Below are 15,367 nucleotides of genomic sequence, written 5' to 3'. Positions count from 1 at the left end.
CGATGATTAATTCGATGCTGGTTGCACGCGAATTGTGGGCAAAACGATGCAACTATGGCGCGTTTTCGGGATCCGGGCGCTGCATCCACTTGACGATCGGCATCGCTGGTAAAACCCAGCCCATACCGACGACGGCGTAATAGACCATCGACCAGCCCTTGCTGACTTGCGGCAGAATGGTCACGGCGAGGCCCATGGCGAGAAAGGCCCAGATCACAATCAATCCGAGCAGCAGAAACATACCGATGAATTTGCGGACGCGGATTGTCATGGCCGTGGTCTGACAGGGCGGCGCCGGGGTTGGCGCGGCTCGTTCGGGCAACTATACGTTCGCCACTGTGAAGGCAATCTCAGACATAACGGCGCCGCGCAGCGTGCGCGTTTGGCTCATCGTCGTGGCGGCGTTGATCGGCGCGATTGTGCTGGTCGGCGGCGCAACGCGCCTGACCGAGTCCGGCCTCTCGATCGTCGAATGGAAGCCGATCACCGGCGCATTGCCGCCCCTCTCCGAAGCGGCGTGGCAGGCGGAATTCGAGAAGTACAAGACGATCCCGCAATACGAGGCCATCAACAAAGGCATGGCTCTGCAGGATTTCAAAACGATCTACCTGTGGGAGTGGGGGCATCGGCTGCTTGGCCGCGTCATCGGCGCGGCGTTCCTTTTGCCCTTCCTGTGGTTCTTGTGGCGCGGCGCGATCCGCGGCGGGTTGCGCTGGCGGCTGTGGGGCATTTTTGCGCTCGGCGGTATCCAAGGCGCTGTCGGCTGGTGGATGGTGGCGTCGGGCCTGACGCAACGGATCAGCGTCTCGCCGTATCGGCTGGCGTTTCACCTGACGCTGGCGTGCCTGATTTTTGCAGCAATCGTCTGGACTCTGCAGCGGCTGTCAGGTGCCGTGCCGCTCGATGCGAATACGCGCATTCGGCGGACGGCGGTCGCGCTGCTCGCCCTCGTGATCCTGCAGATTTACATTGGCGGGCTCGTTGCGGGTCTCGATGCCGGAATGAACTACAACACTTGGCCGCTGATCGATGGCGCGATCATGCCAAGCTGCGAGCGCTTGTTGTTCTTGTCGCCGCTTTGGAAGAACTTCTTCGAGAACGATCTCACGGTGCAGTTTGTCCATCGCTGCACGGCCTATGCGATCTGGCTGCTGGCGGTGTTCCACGCCGTCGACGCGACGCGCGCGCGTCGGGGCGCTGTTAGCACCGCGCATGCGCTTGCCGCGATGGTGACGCTACAGGCCGCAATCGGCATCGCGACGCTGCTGGCCGGGACGCCGATCGGGCTAGCGCTGTTCCATCAAGGTGGCGCGGTCGTGACGCTCGGCATCGCGACATGGCACGCGGCGCGGCTCACGCAACGTGTACCGGCGGAGCACCTGAGCGCGATCCCCGCCAGCACGTAACGGCTTCGATCAGGCGTCCGCGAGCGCCTGCTCGAGATCCGCGATGATGTCTTCCTTGTCCTCGATACCGACGGAGATGCGGACAACGTCCGGACCCGCGCCCGACGCGACCTTCTGCGTGTCCGACAGCTGGCGATGCGTCGTCGAGGCCGGGTGGATGACCAGCGAGCGCGTATCGCCGATATTCGCCAGATGCGAGAACAGCTTCACGTTGGATACCAGCTTGATGCCGGCGTCGTAGCCGCCCTTGAGGCCGAAAGTGAAGCAGGCGCCTGCGCCTTTCGGCACGTACTTCTGCGCCAACGCGTGGTAGCGGTCGCCGGCCAGGCCCGGATACGAGACCCATGCGACCTTGTCGCTCTTCGACAGCCACTCGGCGACAGCCTTCGCGTTCTCGCAGTGCTTTGCCATGCGGAGCGGAAGGGTCTCGATGCCGGTGAGAATCTGGAAAGCGTTGAAGGGCGACAGAGCAGGGCCGAGGTCGCGCAGCGAGAGCACGCGGCAGGCAATCGCGAATGCGAAATTGCCGAAGGTCTCGTGCAGCACCATGCCGTTGTATTCGGGGCGCGGCGCCGAGAGCATCGGATAACGGCCTTCGCGCGACCAGTTGAACGTGCCGCCATCGACGATGATGCCGCCAATCGAATTGCCGTGGCCGCCGAGGAATTTTGTCAGCGAGTGGAGGACGATGTCGGCGCCGTATTCGAACGGTTTGCAGAGGTAGGGCGTCGCCAGCGTGTTGTCGACGATCAGCGGCACGCCGGCGCGGCGCGCAACTTGCGAGATCGCCGCGATGTCGCAGATGACGCCGCCCGGATTGGCGATCGACTCGATGAAGATCGCCTTTGTCTTCGGCGTGACGGCGCGCTCGAATGTCGAGATATCGTCCGGATCGGCCCAGACGACGTTCCAGCCGAAGCTTTTGAAGGAGTGGTTGAACTGGTTGATCGAGCCGCCGTAGAGCTTCTTCGAGGCGATAAACTCATCACCGGACACCAGCAGGTTATGTAGCGCGATCAGCTGGGCGGCGTGACCTGATGCGACCGCGAGGGCAGCGGTGCCGCCTTCAAGCGCGGCGACGCGCTCTTCGAGCACGGCGTTGGTTGGGTTGCCGATGCGCGAATAAATGTTGCCGAAGGCCTGAAGACCGAACAGCGAGGCCGCGTGGTCGACGTCGTCGAATACGAAAGATGTCGTTTGGTAAATCGGCGTCGCACGCGCGCCGGTTGTGGGATCGGGCTGTGCGCCAGCGTGAATCGCGAGAGTGGCAAAGCCTGGGGTGCGTTCGGTCATATTTCCTCGCTGGCGTTCGTAATATCGGTATCGTTCGTTTTAACGAACGATCTTTTTAACGGACGGTGGATTTTGTCAAGAGCTCTTTGGCTCGTCGGCGGCGGCAGCAGACCCGGAAGTCGTGCCGCCCGCAAGGGTCTCGCGGTTCAATGACATCCGTTGAACGCCGCCGCCCATGATCTTGGCGCGCTTCGACGAGATGATCCGGGAGTTGACGCCCATCCAAGATATCTCCGACGAGAGCCGCCCGTATTCGATCTTCGGACAGCGATCCATCACGACTTTCATGCCGCCGGCCTCAGCCTTCGCGGCGGCTTCGTCGTTGCGCACGCCGAGCTGCATCCAGAACACGGCGGGGCGCGGCTTCAGCGCCAGCGCTTCTTCGACGACGCCGTCGGCGTATGGCGCGGCGCGGAACATATCGACCATGTCGATTGGGTCCGGGATGTCGGCAAGCTTGGCGTAGAATTTTCGCCCGAGCAGGTCTTTGCCGGTCTGGCCCGGATTGACGGCGTACATTTTGTAGCCGCGCTCGAGCAGATACTTGAAGGCGAAGTAGCTCGGCCGATTGTCCTTCGGCGACACGCCGACGATGGCGATGGAGCGTACCGTCTTGAGAATGCCGCGGATGAACGTGTCGGGGTAGTGCAGAGCGTCGGTCATTATTGGTCTTGCCACTTCGGCGCGCGCTTTTCGATGAAGGCGCCGATGCCTTCTTCGGCGTCGCGAAACATCATGTTCTGCGTCATCACCTCGACCGTGTACGCATAGGCGTCGCCGAGGTCCATCTCCACTTGGCGATAGAACGCCTCCTTGCCGACCTTCACGGTCGCGGTGGATTTCGAGGCGATTTGATCAGCGAGCGCGCTCGCGCGCTCGCGCGCCGTGCCCGCTGGGACGACGCGGTTGACGAGGCCGACGCGTGCGGCGTGCTCGGCATCGACGAGGTCGCCGGTGAGCAGCATTTCCATCGCGTGCTTGCGCGAGACGTTGCGCGACAAAGCGACCATCGGGGTCGAGCAGAAGAGGCCGATATTGACGCCCGGCGTCGCGAAGCGCGCGCCTTCGCCCGCGATAGCGAGATCGCAACTCGCGACGAGCTGGCAGCCGGCCGCGCTGGCGACGCCTTCGACGGCCGCGATGACGGGTTGGGGCAGGCGGACGACCATCTGCATCATCGCGCTGCAGGCGGTCATCAGCTGCTTGAAGTAGGCGCGTCCGCCATCCTCGTCGGAGCGGCGCGCCGTCATCTCCTTCATGTCGTGACCGGCAGAGAAAGCCGGGCCGTTATGGGTGAGGACCACGGCGCGGGTCGAGCGATCGTCGGCGATGGCCGCAAACTGACCGCCGAGGGCGGAAATCATCGCCTCGGAGAGCGGATTGCGTGCCTGCGGCCGGTTCAGCGTGAGCACGAGAACGGTGCCGAGGCGCTCCGCCAGTAGTATCGGGGTATCGGCTCCGGCCGCGTCCATCACTCTCGCCTTTCTGCAATCAGCAGTGTATCGCCCGTTACATGTCGCGGATGGTAAGGCCGCGCAAGTCCAAGGGGTTGAGGCAAAGGTGATATGCGCGCGCCGGTGATTTCAAAGGAAGAGCTGCTCAAGCACCTCGAGGCGGACTTTTCGCAAGCGTTTAACGACAAGACCGGGATTTCGATTGAGGATCTCGGCTACGGCACGGCGACGATCCGGCAGGCGTTGCGAAAGCACGTTTTGCGGCCCGGCAATACGATATCTGGGCCCGCCATGATGACGCTCGTCGATGTCGCGATGTATGTCGGCTTGCTCGGTGCGATCGGTTGGGTGCCGCTCGCCGTGACGACGAACCTGACGATCAATTTCCTGCGCAAGCCGACTGCGGCCGATGTCTTGGCGAAGGCCAAGATGCTCAAACTTGGCAAGACGCTCGTGACCGGCGAAGTGTTGCTGTACAGCGAAGGCAGCGACGATCTCGTCGCGCATGCGACCTGCACTTACGCGATCCCGCCGAAGCGCTGACGCGGCGGAGCGCTGACGCAACCGAAGCGTTAGTTCTTCGCCGGGATTGGCTCCAAGCCGGTTTTCGTGATGACGGGCGCGGCTTCTGGTGAGGCAAGACAGGCGATCAGTTGCTTCGCGGCGTCAGGCTCTTTCGATCCCGCCGCAACACCGGCGGAAAAGATCGTCACGCGCTGCACTTCGGCCGGCAGCGGGCCGACGTAGTCTAGGCCGGCGATAGGCACGAGCTCGCTGACTTGCTGGAAGCCAAGCTCGGCGTCACCGCGCGCGACAACCGTCCCGACGCGTTCCGAGAATATCTTACGCGCTTTGGCCATGATTTTCCCGTCTTCGTCGAGTTTCGGAAACAGCTCTTTGGACAGGTAGGTGCCGCTTGCGCTCGCCGAGTAAGCGATCGAGTGGGCTGCGAGCAACGTCGTCTTGAGCGCCGCGACTGTGCTTATGTCCGGCTTCGGTGCTCCGGTTTTGACCGACAGGCCAATCACCGAGCGGGCGAGATCGACGCGTGTGCCTGGAATTGTTTTGCCTTCCGCCGCCAGCTTGTCGAGAGACTCGGCCGCCATGATCAGCACATCGGCCGGTTCGCCACGCTGCAGCCGGTTCGGGATGGCGTCGGGCGCTGCACCCATCGAGGCGCCGTAGGCGCTTTTTATCGGCTGACCAACCTTGGCTTCGCACGCTGAAAGGAGATCTTTGTAGGCTGCCGTAAAGCCGCCCGAACTCATGACGTGAACATCCGCAAGCGCGGGAAGGGTTCCGAGCGCGGTAAATAGCGCAGCGAAGGCTGTTGTCTGCCACTTTCTCATCGGCGTTTCTCAAGGCTCGTTTATGTGCTTCAGCTTGCGAGTCTTTTTGGCGTTTCGCAATGAGATAGGGAGGCGGAAAAAGTCAGCGGGATCGACGGTTAGGTCAGAGGTAATATTAGACCAAAAAGATATCATGTTGTTTTTGCTGCATAATCTTATGTAGATCGCTATTGACGCATTTCCGGCCGCTCTATAGAAGCGCGCCAGCGGTCGCAGAAGCGGCCTCAATCATTCGGATTTCGACACCCATGCTCCAAACACGTTCGACCAAACCGGCCGAGGTGGAGAAGAAGTGGTTCGTGATCGACGGGCAGGGTCTCGTCGTCGGCCGCCTCGCAACCATCATCGCCATGCGCCTGCGCGGCAAGCACAAGGCTAGCTACACCCCGCACGTCGACGACGGCGACAACATCATCGTCATCAACGCCGAGAAGGTGGTTCTGACCGGCCGCAAGCTGCAGCAGAAGGTCTATCACCATCACACCGGCTTCATTGGCGGCATCAAAGAGCGCCGCGCCGATTTCATCCTCAATGGCCGCTTCCCGGAGCGCATCGTCGAGAAGGCCGTGGAGCGTATGCTTCCGCGCGGTCCGCTCGGCCGTCGCCAGCTCGGCAATCTGCGCGTCTACAAGGGTACGTCGCACCCGCACGAAGCGCAGCAGCCCGAGGCTCTCGACGTTGCTTCGATGAACCGCAAAAATACCCGGAGGGCCTAACAGTGGCTGAGACCGTTCAATCGCTCGAAGGCTTGGGCTCGCTCAAGACGACGGCTGCCGACGAGGCACCGAAGTACGTTCAGAAGATCGATCCGCAGGGCCGTGCCTACGCAACCGGCAAGCGCAAAGACGCTGTCGCTCGCGTTTGGGTGAAGCCGGGTGCCGGCAAGATCGTTATCAACGACCGCACGCTCGAGACGTATTTCGCACGCCCGGTGCTGCGCATGCTGATCCAGCAGCCGCTGGTTCTCGCCAACCGCAATGGCCAGTACGATGTCATCTGCACGGTGTCGGGCGGTGGTCTTTCGGGTCAAGCGGGCGCTGTGCGTCACGGCCTCTCAAAGGCGCTGACCAACTACGAGCCGGATCTACGTGGCGTGCTCAAGAAGGAAGGCTTCCTGACGCGCGACTCGCGTGTCGTCGAACGTAAGAAGTACGGTCGCGCGAAAGCCCGCCGCTCCTTCCAGTTCTCGAAGCGCTAAGCTTTCTACGATCGTCGTTACAAAGGGCGCCCACTGGGCGCCCTTTTGCGATTTAGATGGCCAAATTTGGATCAAATTTTCAGAAGAGTTTAGCCGTCTTACACGCTTAGGTTTAAGCGCTTGCCTCGCATATGGGCGCCTCGGATATCGCGTGTTCTCGAGGACGCTTTTGCTCGACTTGCCGACCCTCTTTCTTGCCGCGGGGCTCAGCACATTTCTGCTGGCCGGGCTCCTGTTTGCCGCTTGGCGGCAAGCACCGGAGCATCGCGCCTTGGCGTGGTGGGGCGGAAGTTATTTGGTCTTGCTGATCGCGATCCCGCTCCTTGCAATGCGCAGCTTGTTGCCGCCGATCTTCCCCTTCGGGTTGTCCAATGGGCTGTTCATCGTTGCGGGCGCGTGTGCCTGGATTGCAGCGCGCCGCTTCGAAGGGCGTTCGTATGAGGCTTGGTGGGCGTTTACGCCGCTAGCTATCTGGCTCGCCCTGTATCTCGTGCCCGCGATCGGGATGAATCCGCCGATCCGCATGGCAATCGTGTCGATCGGGATTGGTGGATTTCTGCTCGCGGGTGCCTACGAATTCTGGCGCGGCCGCAGGGAGCCTTTGATTTCGCGATGGCCTGCGATCATTACGATGGCAGCGCTCGGAATCATGCTGTTCGTGCGCGTGCCCTTCCTGATTTTCGTCGAGTTTGGCGCGAACAAGCCACCGTCGGACTTGCAGGGTTCGCTGACGATCGTCGCGATGCTGGGCTTCGTCTACATCGTGATCATGGCGTGCAACATTTTGGCGATGACCAAGGAGCGCAGCGAGCTGGCTTATCGTCACCAAGCGCGCACGGACGCGCTGACGCAGCTGCTCAATCGCGGCGCATTCCTCGATGAGGCCGAGGCCGGGGTCGAACAAGCGAACGCGGCTGCGATGCCGATCTCGATAGTTCTCGTGGACCTCGACCGCTTCAAGCAGGTCAATGACCGGTTCGGTCATCTCGTCGGCGACCTGGTTCTGCAGGCGCTGGCTCAAACAGCTACGGCCGAGTTGCCGGCGCGAAGCCTCGTCGGCCGGGTCGGCGGCGAGGAATTCGCGGTCCTGTTGCATCAACCGGCGGACCAGGCTGCCGGCTATGCGGAACGTCTGCGGCAGACGTTCGATGCGAATGCGCGAATCGTCGATGGCCAGGCGGTCGAAGCGACCTTGAGCGCGGGCGTTTCAACCATGCATGGCAATGCCAAGCTTCTGACTTTGATGGCCGATGCCGACCGGGCCCTTTATGCAGCCAAAGAAAGCGGCCGAAATATTGTCCGTGTCGCACAGGTGGAGATTCACGCGGACCAAGGCGAAAACGCCCATTCCGCAGCAGCTTAGTCGGCTTCGGCGCGAAACTTTGCGCTCTATTTACTTTAAAGTTGCCCGGTCCTGTTAAGCCGAAAAACAGGGTGTGCCGTTAATGGGGAATAAGCACTCTTCGTGCAACTCTGCCGGGAATGGCTGGATCCTCGTTCGTGCAGAATTCGTTTCTCCATATCCAGACGCTAACCCTCGTCACGATGCTGCTGACGACGCTGTTGGCAGTCCTGCTGATGATCAGCTGGTGGCGCGCGCGATCGCACAAGATCCTGGCTTGGTGGGCCGTCAGCTATTTCCTCGGTGGCACCGGTACGCTGCTTCTCGCGCTCCGCGGAAGCATTCCGAACGTCTTATCCATCGAAGTTGCGAATGCCTTGGTCATTCTGGCATGCGGCGCATCCTGGTGCGGGGCCCGTAGCTTCGAAGGCCGCCCTGTTCGGACGGGGACCATTATCGCGGCGGCGCTTGGCTGGATCGCGATCTGCCAAGTCCCACTCGTTGCCGACAGCGTCCCGGTGCGGATCGTCATTATGTCGGCCGTGATGTCGACTTTCATCGCGCTTGGCGCTTCGGAGTTCTGGCGTGGCCGTAGCGAGCATCTCGTCTCGCGCTGGCCTGCGATTGTTGCAAGCTTGGTCTATGCCGCCGCGCTGCTCTCACGCATTCCGATGCTGCAATTCGTCGACCTGCCGACTGCTCCGCTGCTATTCAGAGGCTCGTCGTGGTTCGGCCTCGTGTCCGTGGTTTCGCTGATCTACATTGTGGTGATGGGCTGCAATGTGCTCGCGATGGCGAAGGAGCGCATGGAGCTCAGCTATCGCCACAAATCGCGCACGGACTCGCTAACGCAACTTTTCACCCGCCGCGCGTTTCTCGACGAGAGCGAGGCGGTGCTGCAAGAGATCAACCGGAGTGGGACGACAGCTGCGGTCATCCTGATCGACCTCGACTCGTTCAAACGGATCAACGACTGCTTCGGCCATCTTGTCGGTGACAGTGTGCTGCAACGGTTCGCCGCAACGGCGCGCAAGATGCTGCGCGATATCGACATCGTCGGGCGGTTGGGCGGTGAAGAATTCGCGATCGTGCTGCCGGGACTTTCGCCGCATGAGGCGACCGTCGTTGCCGAACAGCTTCGCTTCATGTTCCAGCGCGAAGCGATCGAAGTTGAAGGCGAGCTTGTCGGCGCAACGCTGAGCGCCGGCGTGTCGTTCGCGGCGCGCAATGCGAAACTCATCACGCTGCTCGCAGACGCAGACCGTGCGCTTTATGTCGCGAAGGAAGCGGGGCGCAATTGCGTCCGTGTCGCGAGCGTCGACGTCATCATCGAAGCCCCGCCGGTTACGCAACCGCGCGCCGCTTAATTTCCGAGCTTACGTTCCGATCTTGCCGCCGCCTCGCCGCGTGATTGCGACGATGGATGGGCGAGGGGGCATTGCCGGGTTGAAGTCCGGCCAACGCGTTGCCGGCTTCTCGTAGGTCGCCGGCTGGGCGTTCGGGTCTTCGTCGTCGGCTTCGCCCGGATGTTGAACCGCGACGAACAGCGTCTCGTCGCTCGGCGTGAACATTGGTCCGCAAAGCTCCGCACCGGCCGGGCAGCGGAAGAACAGTTTGCCGGTCGCGCGTTTCTCGCCTTGGGTTTCCAGCGCCCACACGCCGTCGGCGCGGCCCGTTCGGGCCGCCGAGTTGCCGTCGGTCGCGATCCAAAGGCGGCCCATGTGATCGACGGCGCAATTGTCCGGCATGCCGAACCAGCCATCTTTCGTCGTTTCAGGATTGAAGGTTGCGCCGACTTCCGCGATCGATGGATCGCCGCAACGGAGCAGGATGTTCCAGGTGAACTTATCCGCGGCGTGATCGCCGTCCGGCGGCAGCATCTCGACGATGTGACCGAATTTGTTATCGGGACGCGGATTCGCAGGACTGACTTGCTCGGCGGTGCGGCGCACGTTGTTGGTCAGCATGACGTAGACATGTTGCGTCACCGGGTTCGCCTCGATGTCTTCCGGACGATCCATCTTGGTTGCGCCAAGAAGATCGGCTGCGCGGCGCGTTTCGATGAGCACATCGCCTTGCGACTTGAAGCCGTTGGCTTCCGTCAGCGGGCCCTGTCCGAAAATCAGCGGGAGCCACGTGATCGTGCCGTCGGCGTCGTAGCGCGCAACGGAGAGAATGCCGTTATCGAGAATGTCCGCATTCGCCGCCGGATTCTCGTGATCGATGCGATCACGCGTGACGAAACGATAGACGTATTCGAAGCGCTCGTCGTCGCCGAGGTACACAACGTAGCGGCTATCGCGATTGATGATGCCGGCCGCGCCTTCGTGCTTGGTGCGGCCGAGCGCAGTGCGCTTCTTCGGCTGCGATTTCGGATCGTACGGATTGATCTCGACGACCCAACCGAAGCGGTTCGGCTCGTTCGGATCTTTCGAGACGTCGAAGCGATCGTGGTAGCGGCCCCAGATGAAGCCGCCGCCCGGCATGCCAAATCGCTTATAGTTTGCAGTTTCGGGATGACCTTCGGCGAGCTTGCCGGTGAAGTAGCCGTGGACGTTTTCTTCGCCGGATAGCCACGTTCCCCACGGCGTGATGCCGCCGGCGCAATTGCCGAGCATGCCGAGAACCGTGCGGCCTTCCGGATCGGCCGTTGTGCGCATGCGCTCGTGGCCGGCAGCCGGGCCGCTGATCGTCATCGGCGTGTCGGCGGTAATGCGGCGCGCGTATTTTGAATTCTGGACGACCTCCCAGCGGCCTTTGGTTTTGCGCACCTCGATCACAGTGCCGCCGTGCGCCGCCATTTCGATGTCGACGAGTTCGCGCGTCATGCCCAAGAACGTCGCCTTGCGGTCTTGGCGACCGAGGCCCGGGAACATCAACTCTTCGTTGGTGTATTCCTGATTGGCTGTGAGCAAGCCGTGATCGCTCGGCTTCGATCCCGGAAGCGGGAAGTAGCCGAGGAAGTCGGGGTTGTAGCCGAACTGGAGACGCTGCGCGGCTGCGGTCTGCTTCTCAGGGTCAAACTTCGGCGCGCCGGGCATCACTGGGTCGCCCCAACGGATAAGGACGTGGGCGTCGTAGCCTTCGGCGACGTGATGGCGCTCGTCGATGCCGGCAGCGACTTCCTTGAAGCGGAACGGCGGTGGCGTCGTAGCCTTAGTGGACTTTGCCTTGGGCGCGGCGTCGGCTGTGCCCGCGGCCAGCAGCGCAAGCGAGCCCGCGAGGATACCGCGACGGCTGAGACGCGTGTCGAGGACGTCGGAGAAAATCGGGTTCTGAGTGGGGTTCGAGCCGTTCTCGTGCGAGCGCTCGAAGGCCTGCATCCGGCTCAGGTTGTCAATCAGATTGCTCATATTCCATTCTCCGCAATGGACGGGAGAAACACCGCAGATGTGACGGGCCGATGACGTCAACGCTCTGTTTAAACTAAGCTGCCATGCTTTTCACATGGATACTGTGGCACCCCGCGAGCAAGACCTTACCGAGCAAAAGCTGCGCACTGCGGCCGAACGAGCCGGATACGCGTTGGCCTGCAGTTTTTCGACCTCCGAAGAATATGAGGCCGATCTCATTGCGGAGCGGCGCGCTCAAGGAAAGTACGGTCGTCCGCAGCATCGCGAGGCCATCGTCGGCTGGCTGATGCTCGGAAGCGGCGTTGCCGCCCTGACACTCGTTTTCCTCCTTATTTGACCCTTGATATTCCGAAGAAATGCGATCGAGCCGTGGTTCGCGGCTGATCAATCGCGTCCTGTCTTCGACTTCAATGCACAAAAGAAGAGGGCGCCCCGAAAGACGCCCTCGACTTGATGTTGGATCCGAACGGCTTACGCCGAGTAGTACATCTCAAACTCGACCGGGTGCGGCGTCATTTCGAAGCGCGCGACTTCCGTCATCTTGAGCTCGATGTAAGCGTCGATGAAATCGTCATCGAACACTTCGCCGGCCTTAAGGAAGCCGCGGTCCTTATCGAGCGATTGGAGCGCTTCACGCAGCGAGCCGCAGACCGTCGGAATCTTCTTGAGCTCCTTCGGCGGCAGATCGTAAAGGTCCTTGTCCATTGCCGGACCCGGATCGATCTTGTTCTTGATGCCGTCGAGGCCGGCCATCAGCATCGAGGCGAAGGCGAGATACGGGTTCGCAACCGGATCCGGGAAGCGGACTTCAACGCGCTTTGCCTTCGGCGACGTCGTAAAAGGAATACGGCACGAAGCCGACCGGTTACGCGCCGAGTAGGCCAGCAACACCGGCGCTTCGTAGCCCGGGACCAGACGCTTGTACGAGTTGGTCGACGGGTTGGTGAAAGCGTTCAGTGCTTTGGCGTGCTTGATGATGCCGCCGATGTACCAGAGGCAGGTTTCCGAAAGATCGTTGTACTTGTTGCCCGCAAAGGTCGGCTTGCCACCCTTCCAGATCGACTGGTGGACGTGCATGCCCGAGCCGTTGTCGCCGTAGATCGGCTTCGGCATAAAGGTTGCGGTCTTGCCGTAGATGTTGGCGACCTGGTGCACGCAGTACTTATAGATCTGCATGTGGTCGGCCATGTAGGTGAGCGGGTTGAACTTCAGACCCAGCTCATGCTGCGCGGACGCCACTTCGTGGTGGTGCTTTTCGACTTGAGCGCCCATGCGAGCCATCGCGCCGAGCATCTCGGTGCGCATGTCCTGCGCGGAGTCCTGCGGCGGAACCGGGAAGTAGCCCTTCTTGGTGCCGACGCGGTGGCCGAGGTTGCCGCCTTCGTAATCGGTGTCCGAGTTGGTCGGCAGTTCGACCGAGTCGAGCTTGAAGCCGGTCTTGTACGGCTCGGCCGAGAACTTGACGTCGTCGAAGATGAAGAATTCGGCTTCCGGACCGACGTAGACGGTGTCGCCGATGCCCCAAGCCTTGACGAGAGCTTCGGCCTTCTTGGCGATGCCGCGCGGATCGCGGTTGTAGGGCTCGCCCGTGGTCGGCTCGAGAACGTCGCAGGTGATCACCAACGTTGTCTCGGCGAAGAACGGGTCGATGCAAGCCGTTGCCGGATCCGGCATCAAGCACATGTCGGATTCGTTGATCGCCTTCCAGCCAGCAATTGACGAGCCGTCGAACATCGTGCCTTCCGCGAAGATGTCTTCGTCGATCATGCTGATGTCGAACGTCACGTGCTGCCACTTGCCGCGCGGGTCAGTGAAGCGGAGGTCGACGTACTTCACGTCTTGGTCCTTGATGAGTTTCAGGACGTCTTTGGCGGACTTCGTCATCGTGGGCGTATTCCCTGTTTGATGTTCGATGGGAGGGGTTGGAGGAAGGTGACTTAGATCGCGTCTACGCCGGACTCGCCGGTGCGGATGCGGATAGCTTCTTCAATATTGGAGATGAAGATTTTGCCGTCGCCGATGCGGCCGGTCTGGGCCGCGCGCCGGATGGCGTCGACGGCTTTGTCGAGCATGTCGTCGCCGATCACAATCTCGATCTTCACTTTGGGGAGGAAATCGACAACGTATTCGGCACCGCGATAGAGTTCGGTGTGACCCTTCTGGCGACCGAAGCCTTTGGCTTCAATGACCGTAATGCCTTGCAGTCCGATCTCTTGCAGCGCTTCCTTCACCTCGTCGAGCTTGAAGGGCTTAATAATGGCCTCGATCTTCTTCATGCGCTCCACTCTCTCGCTTCAGCCAGCAACGCCGCCGGTGAAGGCAGGCGAAGCGTTTGCAGGTCTCGTGCCAAAATCCCGCCAGGATAATCGCCGGATTTGCTGCGCGATTTCGCAGTTTGGCGCTCTGACAGGCGACCAGTACCGTACGCGCTGCCTATTCACACATCAAGTCGCCTAGATAATATGCACAATGGGGCTGGAGAGGCGAAGATCGAGCTGCTGACGACAGCGGAGATGAACAGCGCAGATCGTGCTGCCATTTCGGCAGGCACCCCGGGGATCGACCTGATGGAGGCTGCGGGGGCCGCTGTTGCCGAGGCCGCTGAGGCGTTGGTGCCGTCCGGAAGCATCGCGATCGTCTGCGGGCCCGGCAACAATGGCGGCGACGGGTTTGTCGCAGCGCGGCTTTTAGCTGAGCGCGGCCGGAGTGTTCGCGTTTTTCTCGTCGGCGAGCGAAATCGCCTGAAAGGCGACGCGGCAGATGCCGCCAAGCGCTGGAGTCGCGATGTTTTGACGCCGGACGCGATCGATTTCAGCGGAGATGCTCTCGTTATAGACGCGCTGTTCGGCGCCGGCTTGGCGCGGCCGGTCGACGGCGCGGCGCGGCGAACGATCCAGGCGATGAATACAAGCGGCGCGAAGGTTCTGTCGGTCGATCTGCCGAGCGGGATTTCCGGCGACAGCGGCGCCGAGTTGGGGGTGGCGGTCAAAGCCACGGCGTCCGTGACGTTCTTTCGCTTAAAACCTGGGCATTTGCTGTTTCCGGGACGGGTGCACTGCGGCGCTGTCACGTGCACGGATATCGGGATCCCGGCGACAGTGCTCTCCGAGATTAAGCCGCGGACGTTTCACAATTTTCCGGCGCTTTGGGCGCGAGACTTCCCGATGCCGCGCCTCGATGGCCACAAATACGCGCGTGGTCATGTCGCGGTGCATTCGGGCGGGCTGACCTCGACCGGCGCCTCGCGGCTCGCGGCTCGGTCGGCGCTGCGCACCGGCGCGGGTCTCGTTTCGATCGCGAGCCCGACGGATGCACTTGTGGTGCATACGGCCAGCAACCTCGCCGTGATGGTGCGAGAGGTTCCGAATGCGGAAACTTTCCGTGCGATGCTCAGCGATCGACGGTTTACGGCGGCGGTTGTCGGACCGGGCGGCGGGGTCGGCCAAGCGATGCGGCAGATGGTGCGTGCGGCAGCGCAGTCTCACGTCGCGATGGTGCTCGATGCCGACGCGCTGACGAGCTTCGTGAATAACCTGCCGGGCCTAACGTCTACGATCCGGAAGTCGCGGACTGCGGTGCTGACACCGCACGAGGGCGAGTTCGCGCGGCTGTTCGGCGAGATGCCGGGTTCGAAACCCGACCGAGCCCGAGAGGCTGCGCGGCAGAGCGGGGCGGTCGTTGTCTTGAAGGGTCCCGATACCGTCATTGCCGCGCCGGATGGCCGGGCGGCAATCAATGACAACGCGCCGCCCTGGCTGGCGACGGCGGGTTCGGGCGACGTGCTGGCGGGCACGGTGGCCGGCTTGCTCGCGCAATCGATGCCGGGATTCGAAGCCGCTTGCGCGGCCGTGTGGTTGCATGGAGAGGCGGCGAACGCTTTTGGCGTGGGACTCATAGCTGACGATATTTCAGATGTTTACCCCAGCATTCTCAAGCGATTTGTGGGGACCGGGCGGCTCTGAAGAGTGTGGT

At 61.8% G+C, this 15,367-nt stretch carries 16 protein-coding genes; 8 read left to right on the top strand and 8 right to left on the bottom strand.

Features of this window, described 5'->3' with window-relative positions; genetic code table 11:
* Positions 1–52: 52 nt before the first annotated feature.
* Positions 53–271, bottom strand: coding sequence for a DUF2842 domain-containing protein (locus GJW30_RS15310; protein WP_096356804.1), 219 nt, complete (start codon positions 269–271; stop codon positions 53–55).
* Positions 272–347: 76 nt separating this feature from the next.
* Between GJW30_RS15310 and GJW30_RS15305 the strand changes: the two genes are divergently transcribed.
* Entirely contained in the window at positions 348–1,406 is a 1,059-nt protein-coding gene (locus GJW30_RS15305; RefSeq protein ID WP_096358858.1) for a COX15/CtaA family protein, read from the top strand.
* A gap of 9 nt (positions 1,407–1,415) precedes the next feature.
* On the opposite strand, the gene GJW30_RS15300 is transcribed toward GJW30_RS15305, so the two are convergent.
* The 3 genes from GJW30_RS15300 to GJW30_RS15290 form a co-directional block, all read right to left on the bottom strand.
* Entirely contained in the window at positions 1,416–2,699 is a 1,284-nt protein-coding gene (locus tag GJW30_RS15300; protein ID WP_096356802.1) for an O-acetylhomoserine aminocarboxypropyltransferase, read from the bottom strand.
* Between the two features lie 75 nt (positions 2,700–2,774).
* Positions 2,775–3,362, bottom strand: a complete 588-nt coding sequence (locus GJW30_RS15295) for a CoA-binding protein (RefSeq protein ID WP_096356799.1) — start codon at positions 3,360–3,362, stop codon at positions 2,775–2,777.
* On the bottom strand, positions 3,362–4,171 hold the full coding sequence (locus tag GJW30_RS15290) for an enoyl-CoA hydratase (RefSeq protein WP_096356797.1): 810 nt from the start codon (positions 4,169–4,171) through the stop codon (positions 3,362–3,364). Before GJW30_RS15290 ends, GJW30_RS15295 begins: the two co-directional genes overlap by 1 nt.
* A 93-nt stretch (positions 4,172–4,264) precedes the next feature.
* Here GJW30_RS15290 and GJW30_RS15285 point away from each other — a divergent pair, with 93 nt between their 5' ends.
* Positions 4,265–4,696, top strand: a complete 432-nt coding sequence (locus GJW30_RS15285) for a PaaI family thioesterase (protein WP_096356795.1) — start codon at positions 4,265–4,267, stop codon at positions 4,694–4,696.
* A gap of 29 nt (positions 4,697–4,725) precedes the next feature.
* On the opposite strand, the gene GJW30_RS15280 is transcribed toward GJW30_RS15285, so the two are convergent.
* On the bottom strand, positions 4,726–5,502 hold the full coding sequence (locus GJW30_RS15280) for a substrate-binding domain-containing protein (RefSeq protein ID WP_096356793.1): 777 nt from the start codon (positions 5,500–5,502) through the stop codon (positions 4,726–4,728).
* A gap of 248 nt (positions 5,503–5,750) precedes the next feature.
* Between GJW30_RS15280 and rplM the strand changes: the two genes are divergently transcribed.
* From rplM to GJW30_RS15260, 4 genes are all read left to right on the top strand, one after another.
* Positions 5,751–6,218 (top strand): 50S ribosomal protein L13, encoded by a 468-nt coding sequence (gene rplM / locus GJW30_RS15275; RefSeq protein ID WP_096356791.1) that lies wholly within the window; start codon positions 5,751–5,753, stop codon positions 6,216–6,218.
* Between the two features lie 2 nt (positions 6,219–6,220).
* A complete protein-coding gene (gene rpsI / locus GJW30_RS15270; RefSeq protein ID WP_096356789.1) occupies positions 6,221–6,700 on the top strand; it encodes a 30S ribosomal protein S9 in 480 nt (159 codons plus the stop codon).
* Complete coding sequence (locus GJW30_RS15265; protein ID WP_130364511.1) at positions 6,633–8,063, top strand: diguanylate cyclase; 1,431 nt, start codon at positions 6,633–6,635, stop codon at positions 8,061–8,063. The genes rpsI and GJW30_RS15265 overlap by 68 nt, the downstream gene beginning before the upstream one ends.
* Positions 8,064–8,182: 119 nt before the next feature.
* Complete coding sequence (locus GJW30_RS15260; protein ID WP_096356785.1) at positions 8,183–9,409, top strand: GGDEF domain-containing protein; 1,227 nt, start codon at positions 8,183–8,185, stop codon at positions 9,407–9,409.
* A gap of 9 nt (positions 9,410–9,418) precedes the next feature.
* On the opposite strand, the gene GJW30_RS15255 is transcribed toward GJW30_RS15260, so the two are convergent.
* Complete coding sequence (locus GJW30_RS15255; protein ID WP_096356783.1) at positions 9,419–11,395, bottom strand: PhoX family protein; 1,977 nt, start codon at positions 11,393–11,395, stop codon at positions 9,419–9,421.
* 94 nt (positions 11,396–11,489) lie between these two features.
* Here GJW30_RS15255 and GJW30_RS15250 point away from each other — a divergent pair, with 94 nt between their 5' ends.
* Positions 11,490–11,732, top strand: coding sequence for a hypothetical protein (locus GJW30_RS15250; protein WP_096356781.1), 243 nt, complete (start codon positions 11,490–11,492; stop codon positions 11,730–11,732).
* 134 nt (positions 11,733–11,866) lie between these two features.
* Here the strand turns inward: GJW30_RS15250 and glnA are convergent, their stop codons facing one another.
* Both glnA and GJW30_RS15240 read right to left on the bottom strand, forming a co-directional pair.
* The gene (gene glnA, locus GJW30_RS15245) at positions 11,867–13,279 is read right to left on the bottom strand and encodes a type I glutamate--ammonia ligase (RefSeq protein ID WP_096356779.1); all 1,413 of its coding nucleotides are present in this window, start codon (positions 13,277–13,279) and stop codon (positions 11,867–11,869) included.
* Between the two features lie 53 nt (positions 13,280–13,332).
* Positions 13,333–13,671: a P-II family nitrogen regulator gene (locus GJW30_RS15240; RefSeq protein WP_096356777.1), complete on the bottom strand. Its 339-nt coding sequence runs from the start codon at positions 13,669–13,671 to the stop codon at positions 13,333–13,335.
* A gap of 213 nt (positions 13,672–13,884) precedes the next feature.
* Between GJW30_RS15240 and GJW30_RS15235 the strand changes: the two genes are divergently transcribed.
* Positions 13,885–15,357: an NAD(P)H-hydrate dehydratase gene (locus GJW30_RS15235; protein WP_096358857.1), complete on the top strand. Its 1,473-nt coding sequence runs from the start codon at positions 13,885–13,887 to the stop codon at positions 15,355–15,357.
* Positions 15,358–15,367 lie beyond the last annotated feature (10 nt).

It is taken from the genome of Variibacter gotjawalensis, assembly GCF_002355335.1.
Taxonomy (GTDB): Bacteria; Pseudomonadota; Alphaproteobacteria; order Rhizobiales; family Xanthobacteraceae; genus Variibacter; species Variibacter gotjawalensis.
Note: the sequence above shows the minus strand (reverse complement) of the source record. Positions and strands in the feature narration are given on the sequence as shown.